Source organism: Bradyrhizobium sp. G127 (assembly GCF_021502575.1).
Taxonomy (GTDB): domain Bacteria; phylum Pseudomonadota; class Alphaproteobacteria; order Rhizobiales; family Xanthobacteraceae; genus Afipia.
The window spans coordinates 2,420,874-2,432,790 of record NZ_JAKFGN010000001.1 but is presented as its reverse complement, the minus strand read 5'-3'; the positions used below and the strand labels follow the sequence as shown (position 1 = coordinate 2,432,790).

Genomic DNA, 11,917 nt, shown 5'->3' with positions numbered 1-11,917 from the left:
CTAAACGCCGGTGTAGCGGCTGTCTTCCATCGCGATCTGGCGCGGATAACCCGCGATAACCAGAAGCCCGCCGATCAGCGACAGGTTTTTCAGCGCATGGATCATGTTGTTGATGCGGTCGGGGCCGGTCATATCCCAGAAGTTGTGGAAGTAGAACGTCGTGACGCCGACGAACAGCACCAACACCCATGCGAAGAACCGCGTGCCGATGTTCAGCGCAATGAACAATCCGCCCAGCACCTCCACCGCGCCGGCCAGGATCGCGAGCAACTGGGCCGTCTTCATCCCCGTAACGTCTTCAAGCTGGGTCGTGTATGGGGTCAGCAATGCCGGCAGGGTGACCTTGTCGGTGATCGCCTGCGTGGTGGATGCAATGTCGAAGAGCTTCGAGGCTCCGGAAAATACGAACAGAACAACAAACAGAACGCGTCCGAGGGTCACGAAAGCTGGCATAGTCGGCCCCACTGAATTCCAATGGGGCCGACTATATAGCAGTTGCCCTCAGCCGAACAGCGTCGGCTGTTGCCGTCCCGCGCGTTCCTGCGCTTCGACGGCCGCGACCGCGGTCATGTTGAGGATGCCGCGCGCCGTCACCGAGGGCGTCAGGATATGCGCCGGCCGCGCCGGGCCGATCAGGATCGGTCCCACAGGCAGCGCGTCGGCGAGGATCTTGATCATCTGGTAAGCGATGTTGGCGGCATCGAGGTTCGGCATGATCAGGATGTTGGCGGAACCCTCCAGACGCGAATGCGGCAGCACCAGCTGCCGCGACAACGCGGTCAGCGCGGAATCGCCCTGCATCTCGCCATCGGCCTCGATTTCCGGATGATCGTTGACGAGCAGTTCCGTCGCGCGGCGCATCTTCTGCGCCGACGAGGAGTCATAGCTGCCGAAATCCGAATGCGACAGGAACGCCACCTTCGGCTTGATGCCGAAGCGCTGCACATGGACGGCCGCGAGCGCCGCCATCTCGGCCAATTCCTCCGCGGTCGGATTTGGCCGGATCTGGGTGTCCGCGATGAAGTACGCGCCCTTGCTGGTGATGACGAGAGCCAGCGCCGAATAGTCCGCAAGGCCCGGCGTCACGCCGATGATCTCGCGAATGCGCCGCAGATGGCTCATGTAGCGGCCATCGACGCCGCACAGCATGGCATCGGCCTCGCCACGCGCCACGGCGAGCGCCGCGATCACAGTCGCATTGGTGCGCACCAGCGTTTTCGCGGCATCCGGCGTAATGCCGTGACGTCCCGCCACGTCGATATAGCTCTGCACATAGGAACGATAACGCGGATCGTCCTCGGGATTGATGAGGTCGAAATCGCTGCCCGCCTTGATCGACAGGCCGAAGCGCTCGATGCGCGATGCCACCACCGACGGACGGCCGACCAGAATCGGACGCGCCAGCTTTTCCTCAAGCACCACCTGCACCGCGCGCAGCACGCGCTCGTCCTCGCCCTCGGCATAGATCACGCGCACCGGCTGAGTCTTGGCCTTCGCGAACACCGGCTTCATGACGAGACCGGAGCGGAACGCGAAGCGATCGAGTTGCTCGGTATACGCGGCGAAATCGGTGATCGGCCGCGTCGCAACGCCGGAATCCATCGCCGCCTGCGCCACGGCGGGCGCGATACGCAGGATCAGCCGGGGGTCGAACGGCGACGGGATCAGCGAACCGGGGCCGAAGCCCTGCGTCTCGCCGCCGTCGAAACGCACCACCACATCGGACGGCGGATCGCGCGCGAGCTGCGCCAGCGCATCGACTGCGGCGCGCTTCATGTCCTCGTTGATCGCGGTGGCGCCGACGTCGAGCGCGCCACGGAAGATGAACGGGAAACAGAGAACATTGTTGACCTGGTTGGGGAAGTCCGAGCGCCCGGTGCAGATCATCGCGTCGGGGCGCACCCTGCGCGCCTCGTCGGGCATGATCTCCGGCGTCGGGTTGGCCAGCGCCATCACCAGCGGCTGATCCGCCATCTGCTTGACCATCTCGGGCTTCAGCACGTTGCCTGCGGAGACGCCGAGAAAGACATCCGCGCCGCCGATCACGTCGCCCAGCGTGCGCTTGTCGGTCTTCTGCGCGTAGACGGCCTTCCACTTGTCCATCAACGTGTTGCGGCCTTCATAGACGAGGCCGTCGATGTCGCAGACCCAGATGTTCTTGCGCTTGGCGCCGAGCGACACCAGCAGATTGAGGCAGGCGATGGCCGCCGCGCCCGCGCCGGACGCCACGATCTTGATGTCTTCCAGCTTCTTGCCGTTGATCATCAGCGCGTTGCGGACAGCCGCGCAGACAATGATCGCAGTGCCGTGCTGGTCGTCGTGAAAGACCGGGATTTTCATCCGAGCCTTGAGCCGTTCCTCGATCTCGAAACACTCAGGCCCCTTGATGTCCTCAAGGTTGATGCCGCCGAAGGTCGGCTCCAGCGCGGCCACCGTTTCCACCACACGCTCGATGGTGTCGGCAGCGATCTCGATGTCGAACACATCGATGCCGGCGAATTTCTTGAACAGGACGGCCTTGCCCTCCATCACCGGCTTCGACGCCAGCGGGCCGATATTGCCGAGGCCGAGCACGGCGGTGCCGTTGCTGACCACGGCGACGAGATTGGAGCGGGTTGTGAGTTCGGCGGCCTTCGCAGGATCGGCGGCAATCGCTTCGCAGGCGGCGGCGACGCCCGGCGAATAGGCCAGCGCGAGGTCGCGCTGGTTCGCCAGCGGCTTGGTCGCCTGAATTTCGAGTTTACCGGGCCGGGGAAGTCGGTGGTAGGACAGCGCCGCGAGACGAAGTTCTTCGGACAAGTTGGACGCCATACCTACTCCCGCTTTTTCTTTTTAGCCCCGGCTTGCGACGGGTGCTGTTTAGTCCCGGCTTGCGACGATTATGCGATTCAAGTCTGCGGCAGATTGAGCCTGATGTGGAGTTCGCGCAACTGCTTGAGCGATACGTCCGATGGCGCGCCCATGAGCAGATCTTCGGCACGCTGGTTCATTGGGAAGAGCGAGATTTCGCGCAGGTTGTTCGTGCCGCAAAGCAGCATGACAATGCGGTCGACGCCGGCCGCCATGCCGCCATGTGGCGGCGCGCCGTACTGGAAAGCGCGATACATGCCGCCGAAGCGTTCGATTACGGTCTCCTCGCCATAGCCCGCGATCTCGAACGCCTTCACCATCGCCTGCGGACGATGGTTACGGATGCCGCCGGACGCGATCTCGTAACCGTTGCAGGCGATGTCGTACTGGAATGCCTTGATGGTGAGCGGATCCTGGGTCTCGAGCGCTTCGAGCCCGCCCTGCGGCATCGAAAATGGGTTGTGCGAGAAATCGACCTTCTTGTCTTCCTCGTTGTACTCGTACATCGGGAAGTCGACGATCCACGCCAGTTCAAACCGGTCCTTGTCGATCAGGTTCAACTCTTCGCCGAGTTTGGTGCGCGCGAGGCCTGCGAACTTCCAGAACTTCGACGGATCGCCGGCGACGAAGAACGCGGCATCGCCTTCCTTGAGACCAAGCTGATCGCGAATCGCAGCAGTGCGCTCGGGGCCGACGTTGTTGGCGAGGGGGCCTGCGCCCTCTCCGCCTTCGCGCCACATGATGTAACCGAGGCCCGGCTGACCCTCGCCCTGCGCCCACGAGTTCATGCGATCGCAGAACGCGCGCGAGCCGCCACCCGGTCCTGGGATCGCCCAGACCTGATTGGTCGCATCCTCAAGCATGCGCGCGAATACCTTGAAGCCCGAGCCGCGGAAATGCTCGGAGACGTCCTGCATTACCAGAGGATTGCGCAGGTCCGGCTTGTCGGTGCCGTACTTGCGCAGGCTTTCAGCGAACGGAATGCGGGGCCACTTCTTGGTGACCGGCTTGCCCTTGGCGAAGTCCTCGAACACACCAGTAATGACCGGCTCCATCGCAGCGAAAACATCCTCCTGCGTGACGAAGCTCATCTCAAGGTCGAGCTGGTAGAACTCGCCCGGCAGACGGTCGGCGCGCGGGTCTTCGTCGCGGAAGCACGGCGCAATCTGAAAGTAGCGGTCGAAGCCGGACATCATCAGCAGCTGCTTGTACTGCTGCGGGGCCTGCGGCAGCGCGTAGAACTTGCCGGGATGAATGCGCGACGGCACCAGGAAGTCGCGCGCGCCCTCCGGCGATGAGGCAGTCAGAATCGGCGTCTGGAATTCGAAGAAGCCGGACTCCTTCATGCGCTTGCGCATCGAGTCGACGATAGCGCCGCGCGTCATGATGTTCTGGTGCAGCTTCTCGCGACGCAGGTCGAGGAAACGGTACTTGAGCCTTATTTCCTCAGGATATTCCTGATCGCCAAACACCGGCATTGGCAGTTCGCCCGCCTCGCCCAGCACCTCGATCTCAGCGATGAACAGTTCGACGGTCCCGGTCGGCAGGTCAGGATTGTCGGTGCCTTCGGGACGGCGGCGGACCTTGCCGTCGATCTTCACCACCCACTCGGCGCGCAGCTTCTCGGCCAGACCGAATGCCTTGGAGTCCGGATCGACCACGCATTGTGTCATGCCGTAATGGTCGCGCAGGTCGATGAACAGCAGCCCGCCATGGTCGCGGATGCGGTGGCACCAGCCGGACAGCCGGACCTCTTGACCAATGTCGGCTTCGCGGAGCGCGCCGCAGGTATGGGAACGATAGCGATGCATGAAAATCCTGGAAACCAGCGTCAGAGGGCAGAATCGGGGGTATGGGCGCAGAGATGCGCGCGCAGGGTTTAGCCGAGCGCAGGGAACGCGGCAACTGATGTGGCGCATGGAAGCGCGTCAAATTCGGTAAAAATCGCAGGAAAATCAATGCGTCTGCCTGCAAATTTGCAGGCAGCGTTCTCGCCGCCCCTATGGCTCCCGCTGCCCCTGCTGGATCACGATGGTCGGCACCCCGAAGGTGCCGGTCCGCACCGTGAAGACTTGGGTCCCCGGCTTGCGGCCCTCACGCAGTTCGGAAACCTCAAGTCCGGCCTTCTGAAGGCGTTCGCGCGTGGCCGCTACGTCTGCGACACGCCAGGAAAAGCCATAGAACCTGTCGGGTCCGTCGCTCCTGCCGGTCTTGAGACTGTGGATGATCTCAAACACCAGACCGCCCCGCCTGAAAAACAGAAAGCGCGTCTGCAAGGCAGAAATTGTCCGATCGAGCTTCATGTCGAGTCCGAGACGCGCGCCGTAAAGCGCCGCCGCACGATCCGGATCGAGCGTCGTGAGCACGATGTGGTCGAGCGCATCGACCGTTGCGCCGGCCGTGGCAGGCGAAGGAGGAAATGGCTCTGCGCGCTGCAGAAAGAACATCCGCACCCCGCCGGTGGCCTTTGCGTCCGTGCGGGTGCGCTTCCATGTCATGGAGCGCCCCGAGCCAAGGTCGCGGCTTTCACCGTCGGAAATGTCCGACGGCGCGAGGCCCATTCGCACAAGGCGATGGCGTGTCGCTTCAATATCCTCGACGGAGAAAGCCAGACTGGCGAGCCCTTCACCCTGCGCATCGAGCAGCGACTGCACGCGATCGGCGCCGTCTCCTTCGGCCACAGGCGCCATCAGTTCGAGCGACATGTTGGCGAGCGTAAAGACCGCCGTCGCGACGCCTTCTTTTTGCGCACGCCACACCGGCGCGCGGCCAAGCAGCGTCGTGTATCCGGCAACCCCGGCCTCAATGTCGCGAACGAGAACGACGGCGTGATCCAGTCCAGTGATCATGGTGGTGTCGGCATCCAAATGGGGAGCCGCACAAGATCACAGCAAGACGCGAAAAGCAGCCCCCAAGGCGGTATGCATAGCTAGGTTGAATTCCGGCGACGCGAAAACCTCGCAGCACAAACGAGCGGGCCCTAACGGTCCTGCCGGCAGCGGCGCTCCCGCTTGTTCCTCTTGAGGCGTTCGTCGGGACGACAAGCTTCCGACAAATCCAGGTCGTAAATGTCACGCGAGCGGACATCCATATGGAGCGACGGCGTGAGATGAATCTGGGGCCGCACCGGCGTCACGCTGTTGATGTTCAACTGATTGGCGAACGCCGCCGCGGGAGCAAGCATCAACGCGAAGACGCCAGCCACACCGATCCGGATTAAAGATGTCCCAGCCATCACGACCTACCCCGCGCAACCATTGCGACAATGCCCGTTGGTCGCGGTCGTTGCGCGGCAGGTTCACCGATCTGGCGTGTGCGGGACTTTGAGGACCATTTTCTCACCGGATAGTGCGTTGCGAGATGGTTTTTTCGCCTCCGGCCGGCTGCGAAACTTCAACATAGAGCAAAGATAATCCCGCCATGCCCCGCCGATCTGCCCTACCTGCCGATTTTCGCATGGAAAATTCCGCACAAGGCGCTATTAACCCGGCATGGAAATTATCACGACCACCAGCGAACTCACCGCTCTCTGCACCCGTCTCGCCAAACACAGCGTCATCACCGTCGACACCGAGTTTTTGCGCGAAACCACCTACTATCCCCTGCTCTGCGTGGTGCAGATGGCCAGCGCGGATGAGGCTGCCGTTATCGACGCCCTTGCGGAAGGCATCGACCTCAAGCCGTTCTTCGACCTGATGGCCAACGAGAACGTGCTGAAGGTGTTCCACGCCGCGCGGCAGGATATCGAGATCATCTTTCATCGCGCCGGCATCATTCCGCATCCCGTGTTCGATACGCAGGTGGCGTCGATGGTGCTGGGCCATGGCGATTCCATCGCCTACGACCAGCTTGTCGAGCGCATCACCGGCCATCGCCCCGACAAGACCCACCGCTTTACCGACTGGTCGCATCGCCCGCTGACACATGACCAGATCGTTTACGCGGTCGCCGACGTGACCCATCTACGCGACGTGTTCGCAGCGCTCGACGCCGATCTCAAGAAGCGCGGCCGCAGCGATTGGGTCAGCGAGGAGATGGAGGTCCTCACCTCGCCCAAGACCTACGACTTTCATCCCGAGCGCGCATGGGAGCGGCTCAAGACCCGGGTCCGCAAGCCGAAGGAACTCGCGGTGCTGATGGAAGTCGCGGCATGGCGCGAGCAGGAAGCTCAGACCCGCGACGTACCGCGCTCGCGCGTGCTGAAGGACGACGCCATCGGCGACATCGCCACCCACGCGCCCACGAGCCTCGATCGCCTTGCCAAGCTGCGCTCGCTGCCGAAAGGCTTCGAAAAGTCGAAATGGGGCCAGGATATTGTCGATGCGGTGAAGCGCGGCCTCGCCCGCGATCCTGCGAGCCTGCCCAAGCTCGACAAGCCGCGCGGCAACGCCAACGGCGGCGCGACGGTAGAATTGCTGAAAGTGCTGTTGCGCATGACGTCGGAACGCCACGCCGTGGCGAGCAAAGTGATCGCCACCGTGGACGATCTCGAGCAGATCGCTGCCGACGACAACGCCGATGTCGGCGCGCTGCACGGCTGGCGGCGCGAACTGTTCGGCGAGGCAGCACTCGCTCTCAAGAAAGGCCGCCTTGCGCTCGCCATCGACAAAGGCCGCGTGGTGCGAGTCGAGCGGGATTGAGGCAACGCCTCTTGCGACGAAAGCGCCTCACCGCGTCTTCCGGAATGTCAGATTGATGCGTTGACGGCCGAGCAGCGGATGCTCGCCGTCGGGCAGCGGCATTACACCATGATAGGCGAGCCGCGCCGGACCGCCCCACACCACGACGTCGCCATGGGTCAGCCGGTAGCGCGCTGTCCTGTCGGTGCGGTTGAGGCCGCCGAACAGGAACGTCGCTGGAAGTCCCAGCGACACCGAGACAATCGGCTGTCTGAAATCCAGTTCGTCCTTGTCCTGATGCAGCGACAGTTTGGCACCCGGCTCGTAGCGATTGATCAGGCAGGCTTCAGGGTGGAAGTCCGCGAAGCCGGCCTTCGCCGCCGCCTGCGCGGCGATCTCCGCGAACACAGCCGGCATGGGTGGCCATGGCTGTCCGCTATGGGGATCGATGGCGTCGTAACGATAGCCGGTGCGATCGCTGATCCAGCCCACAGCGCCGCTGTTGGTCATGGCCACCGACATGCGATGACCGCCGGGCGTGACAAGATGGCGGAACGGTGCGCGCGCGACAATCGTATGCACCGCCTCGATCAGCGGCACCTCGAACGGTCGCGCGAAGCCTGAAAGCAGCATCGCGCCCGGCGCGAGTTGAATATTGCGCGGTTCGCTCTCCACAATGCCGTCGAATAGATCCATGTCATTTGGCATCGTGGAAAATGATGCCGACAGTATGGCGGCGACCGGAGCGAATCTCACTGACTCCGTGCCGGAGATTGACGCGATAGGTGCCGCGCGTGCCCTGCACCGGCCGGTGATGTACGGCGAACACCACAGCGTCGCCCTGTCTGAGCGGCACCACGGCAGCGCGCGACTGCATCCGCGGGCGCTGTTCCGTCAGCACGAACTCGCCGCCGGTGAAATCCCGCTCAGGTTCCGACAGCAGGACTGCGACCTGCAGCGGAAACACATGCTCGCCATACAAATCCTGATGCAGGCAGTTGTAGTCGCCCGCTCCGTACTGAAGCAGCAGCGGCGTCGGCCGCGTCTGTCCGGCCGTATGACAGCGCTTGATGAAATCCGCATGCCCGGCGGAATAGCGCACATCGATTCCCATCGCCTCGTTCCAGCGATTGGCGATCGGCGCCAGTTGCAGATACAGCGCCGTGCGGAGCACTCCGACGAGGTCTGGCAGCGGATAAGAAAAGTACTTGTACTCGCCCCGTCCGAAACCGTGCCGCTGCATCACGATGTGGCTGCGGAAAATGCCGTTATGGGCGTAGAGGTCCGCAAGTGCGTGGCATTCGATCGCAGACAGCAGGCCGGGCAGCACCGCCCAACCATTACCGTCGAGATGTGCGGTGATGCCGGTCCAGTCCAACGTCGCGACGCGACTGTCGCACGGCGTTCGCTTGCGTGGGGTCGCCACGGCGTGCGGAGAATTGCGAACCATGTCCGGCTCCCGTGAAAGAACGGTGCGGCCAATGCCGCGCCTGCTTCATGGCACATGAACCGATGCAGGCAGCGCCTCCACCCGTTTTCCGATTTGGCCGGCGTCAGACAAAGCAAAGCCGGGGCGGAAGCCACGAACTTCCTCCCCGGCTGTCACCCGAGCCAAAAGGGGTAACTCATGGCTCGGGCTATTCAGATACGTGACAACGTGAGAGCTTAGGCAACCGCCTTGGCGCTGGTCGGCACTTCCGAGATCGTCTTCAGGATCTGCGAAGCGATGGCGTAGGGGTCGCCCTGCGAATTCGGGCGGCGGTCTTCGAGATAGCCCTTGTAGCCGTTGTTGACGAAGGAGTGCGGAACGCGGATCGAAGCGCCGCGATCGGCCACGCCATAGCTGAACTTGTTCCACGGCGCAGTCTCGTGCTTGCCGGTCAGGCGCTTGTCGTTGTCCGGACCGTACACGTCGATGTGTTCCTTCCAGTTCTTCTCGAACGCCTTCATCAGAGACTCGAAGTACTCCTTGCCACCGACCGTGCGCATGTATTCGGTGGAGAAATTGGCGTGCATGCCCGAACCGTTCCAGTCGGTGTCGCCGAGCGGCTTGCAGTGGAACTCGATGTCGATGCCGTAGTTTTCGGTGAGGCGCAGCATCAGGTAGCGGGCCATCCACATTTCGTCAGCGGCCCGCTTGGAGCCTTTGCCGAAAATCTGGAATTCCCACTGGCCCTTGGCCACTTCGGCGTTGATGCCTTCGTGGTTGATGCCGGCGGCAAGGCAGAGATCGAGATGCTTCTCGACGATCTCGCGCGCGACCGCGCCGACGTTCTTGTAGCCGACGCCGGTGTAGTACGGGCCCTGCGGCGCCGGATAGCCGGCTTCGGGAAAGCCGAGCGGACGGCCATCCTTGTAGAAGAAATATTCCTGCTCGAAGCCGAACCAGGCGCCGGAATCATCCAGAATGGTGGCGCGGGTGTTGGTCGAATGCGGGGTCTTGCCGTCCGGCATCATGACTTCGCACATCACCAGAGCGCCGTTGGTGCGGGCGCCGTCCGGATAAATCGCGACCGGCTTGAGAACGCAGTCTGACGAGTGGCCTTCGGCTTGCATCGTCGAGGAGCCGTCGAAGCCCCACAGCGGAAGTTGTTCGAGCGTCGGGAAGTAGTCGAATTCCTTGATCTGTGTTTTGCCGCGCAGGTTCGGCACCGGCTTGTAGCCGTCGAGCCAGATGTACTCGAGCTTGTACTTTGTCATTCGAAATCTCTCGTGGTTGACGATGCGTGGGGTCGTGGAAATCCCAAGGCCGAGCGGCCCGCGGTTGTCCCCGCAGCGTCCGGCCGGGGCTTAATAAGCATTTAATATGCCAATTTGTCACACAGGCCTGCCGAACCTCGACGAGATCCGGGAACTGAAAAAGCCAGCCGGTTCCCCGGGCTGATTCGGTACGCCCGTCGGCCACCTGCGCCTTTTTACGACAGTTTATGCGGCTGCCTTGTTTTGCGGCGGCACGAACTTACACCCGTATCCGCTCGGAACCCTTGAATTGCGGATACGTTAAGCATTCAAGCGCATGCTGGATGAAAGCGCAGAATCGCAGATGCACAAATTGACAGCATTCGCCTGCTTTCTATAGGGCAAACCGCGCAAAATGCGGGCTACTTCCTATATATAGGTCTCGACGCGTGCTCGCGTATCAAAAAGGAGACTGACAATGACCATGAGTGCCTCTTTGCCTTCGGCAAAGATCTACCAATTCCCGGTGGGCGGCCGCAGGGCCATCCCAAGCTTTCGCGCCGACAGCAATCTCGCGGTCGAACAGCCCGCCCCTCGGATGGCCATCACTGGCTGGTACCACGAAGCCGCCATTGAAGAAGCCAAGCGCGGCAGCGAGCACTGATGCTGCCGGCAGACTGGAAGCCCGGGCGACGCAGCCCGGCGAAATGCGCGATATGACAAGGGTCGGAGCCAATGCTTCGACCCTTTTGCGTTCAGCCCCCCGGTCTGCACCCTAGGCCTAGGCGCCGAAAATCGACCAGCCGAGCCGTTTGCTGAGGATTTCGAGCGCCGCCCGTCCAAGTTCGGAATTGCCGTTGGCATCCAGTCCCGGCGACCAGACCGCGATGGACGCCTTGCCGGGCGCAATGGCCAGGATGCCGCCGCCGACGCCGCTCTTTCCAGGCAGACCGACCCGATAGGCGAACTCCCCCGAACCGTCGTAGTGCCCGCAGGTCATCATGATGGCGTTGATGCGCCTTGCACGCTCCGGCTGAACCACCAGAAACCCGGTCGAGGGATTGCGCCCGGAATGGGCGAGAAACCGCCCCGCCAGCGCGAGCTGCCGGCACGACATTGCGATAGCACAGTGGTGAAAATAGACGCCAAGCGTGAAATCCACCGGGTTGGTCAGCACGCCGAAGGACTTCATGTAATTCGCAAGAGCCGCGTTGCGAAAGCCGGTGCGCTGTTCGGAGGCCGCCACCGCATCATCGATGGTGATCGACGAGTCGCCGGAGAGAAACTGGAGAAATCTTAGAATTTCCCCCAGCGTTTCCTTGGGCTGATGGCCCGACAGAATTGCATCGGTGACGGCAATCGCGCCGGCATTGATGAACGGGTTGCGGGGAATGCCACGCTCACGCTCAAGCTGGACGATGGAGTTAAACGGGCTGCCGGACGGCTCGCGGCCCACCCGCTCCCACAATCTGTCGCCGATCATGCCGAGCGCCAGCGTCAGCGTGAAAACCTTGGAAATGCTCTGAATGGAAAAAGGCGTGTCGGCATCGCCGGCCGCGGCGACATGCCCGTTGGTATCGACCACGACGAGACCGAAGGAATTGACGTCAATCCGCGCCAGTTCGGGAATATAGCTTGCGACCTCCCCGCGATCGGTCCGCTTCATCATCTCGTCGGCGATTTCTTTGACGGCGCGGTCGAGAGTGGCGTTACTCATTCAGTCCCGGTTCGGTTGATGTCGGCTATTCGCGGTTCATGCGACAAACGTG

The 11,917-nt window shown here is 62.4% G+C and carries 11 protein-coding genes; 2 read left to right on the top strand and 9 right to left on the bottom strand.

From position 1 onward, the window contains the following. The 5 genes from LVY71_RS11495 to LVY71_RS11475 form a co-directional block, all read right to left on the bottom strand. Positions 1-453, bottom strand: coding sequence for a DoxX family protein (locus LVY71_RS11495; RefSeq protein ID WP_235099889.1), 453 nt, complete (start codon positions 451-453; stop codon positions 1-3). A gap of 48 nt (positions 454-501) precedes the next feature. Beyond that, entirely contained in the window at positions 502-2,811 is a 2,310-nt protein-coding gene (locus LVY71_RS11490) for an NADP-dependent malic enzyme (protein ID WP_235099888.1), read from the bottom strand. Between the two features lie 77 nt (positions 2,812-2,888). Further along, positions 2,889-4,661 carry an aspartate--tRNA ligase gene (aspS, locus tag LVY71_RS11485; RefSeq protein WP_235099887.1) on the bottom strand — a complete coding sequence of 591 codons (1,773 nt, stop codon included), beginning with the start codon at positions 4,659-4,661 and terminating at the stop codon, positions 2,889-2,891. A gap of 189 nt (positions 4,662-4,850) precedes the next feature. Next, positions 4,851-5,699, bottom strand: a complete 849-nt coding sequence (locus tag LVY71_RS11480; protein WP_235099886.1) for a VOC family protein — start codon at positions 5,697-5,699, stop codon at positions 4,851-4,853. 131 nt (positions 5,700-5,830) lie between these two features. Continuing rightward, a complete protein-coding gene (locus tag LVY71_RS11475) occupies positions 5,831-6,085 on the bottom strand; it encodes a hypothetical protein (RefSeq protein WP_235099885.1) in 255 nt (84 codons plus the stop codon). 256 nt (positions 6,086-6,341) lie between these two features. Here LVY71_RS11475 and rnd point away from each other — a divergent pair, with 256 nt between their 5' ends. Then, on the top strand, positions 6,342-7,490 hold the full coding sequence (gene rnd / locus LVY71_RS11470; RefSeq protein ID WP_235099884.1) for a ribonuclease D: 1,149 nt from the start codon (positions 6,342-6,344) through the stop codon (positions 7,488-7,490). Positions 7,491-7,517: 27 nt separating this feature from the next. On the opposite strand, the gene alkB is transcribed toward rnd, so the two are convergent. The 3 genes from alkB to LVY71_RS11455 form a co-directional block, all read right to left on the bottom strand. Then, positions 7,518-8,165: a DNA oxidative demethylase AlkB gene (gene alkB / locus LVY71_RS11465; RefSeq protein WP_235099883.1), complete on the bottom strand. Its 648-nt coding sequence runs from the start codon at positions 8,163-8,165 to the stop codon at positions 7,518-7,520. A 1-nt stretch (position 8,166) separates the two neighbouring features. Continuing rightward, the gene (locus LVY71_RS11460) at positions 8,167-8,919 is read right to left on the bottom strand and encodes a 2OG-Fe(II) oxygenase (protein ID WP_235099882.1); all 753 of its coding nucleotides are present in this window, start codon (positions 8,917-8,919) and stop codon (positions 8,167-8,169) included. Between the two features lie 215 nt (positions 8,920-9,134). Continuing rightward, positions 9,135-10,169 (bottom strand): glutamine synthetase beta-grasp domain-containing protein, encoded by a 1,035-nt coding sequence (locus tag LVY71_RS11455; protein WP_235099881.1) that lies wholly within the window; start codon positions 10,167-10,169, stop codon positions 9,135-9,137. Positions 10,170-10,626: 457 nt separating this feature from the next. Between LVY71_RS11455 and LVY71_RS11450 the strand changes: the two genes are divergently transcribed. Beyond that, the gene (locus LVY71_RS11450; protein ID WP_235099880.1) at positions 10,627-10,812 is read left to right on the top strand and encodes a DUF2735 domain-containing protein; all 186 of its coding nucleotides are present in this window, start codon (positions 10,627-10,629) and stop codon (positions 10,810-10,812) included. Between the two features lie 117 nt (positions 10,813-10,929). On the opposite strand, the gene LVY71_RS11445 is transcribed toward LVY71_RS11450, so the two are convergent. Continuing rightward, the gene (locus tag LVY71_RS11445; protein ID WP_235099879.1) at positions 10,930-11,865 is read right to left on the bottom strand and encodes a glutaminase; all 936 of its coding nucleotides are present in this window, start codon (positions 11,863-11,865) and stop codon (positions 10,930-10,932) included. Positions 11,866-11,917: the final 52 nt, after the last annotated feature.

Excerpts from the sequence above, each read along its gene's own strand:
- LVY71_RS11495 (WP_235099889.1), bottom strand. The coding sequence starts at position 453 with ATGCCAGCTTTCGTGACCCTCGGACGCGTTCTGTTTGTTGTTCTGTTC.
- LVY71_RS11490 (WP_235099888.1), bottom strand. The coding sequence starts at position 2,811 with ATGGCGTCCAACTTGTCCGAAGAACTTCGTCTCGCGGCGCTGTCCTAC.
- aspS (WP_235099887.1), bottom strand. The coding sequence starts at position 4,661 with ATGCATCGCTATCGTTCCCATACCTGCGGCGCGCTCCGCGAAGCCGAC.
- LVY71_RS11480 (WP_235099886.1), bottom strand. The coding sequence starts at position 5,699 with ATGATCACTGGACTGGATCACGCCGTCGTTCTCGTTCGCGACATTGAG.
- LVY71_RS11475 (WP_235099885.1), bottom strand. The coding sequence starts at position 6,085 with ATGGCTGGGACATCTTTAATCCGGATCGGTGTGGCTGGCGTCTTCGCG.
- rnd (WP_235099884.1), top strand. The coding sequence starts at position 6,342 with ATGGAAATTATCACGACCACCAGCGAACTCACCGCTCTCTGCACCCGT.
- alkB (WP_235099883.1), bottom strand. The coding sequence starts at position 8,165 with ATGGATCTATTCGACGGCATTGTGGAGAGCGAACCGCGCAATATTCAA.
- LVY71_RS11460 (WP_235099882.1), bottom strand. The coding sequence starts at position 8,919 with ATGGTTCGCAATTCTCCGCACGCCGTGGCGACCCCACGCAAGCGAACG.
- LVY71_RS11455 (WP_235099881.1), bottom strand. The coding sequence starts at position 10,169 with ATGACAAAGTACAAGCTCGAGTACATCTGGCTCGACGGCTACAAGCCG.
- LVY71_RS11450 (WP_235099880.1), top strand. The coding sequence starts at position 10,627 with ATGACCATGAGTGCCTCTTTGCCTTCGGCAAAGATCTACCAATTCCCG.
- LVY71_RS11445 (WP_235099879.1), bottom strand. The coding sequence starts at position 11,865 with ATGAGTAACGCCACTCTCGACCGCGCCGTCAAAGAAATCGCCGACGAG.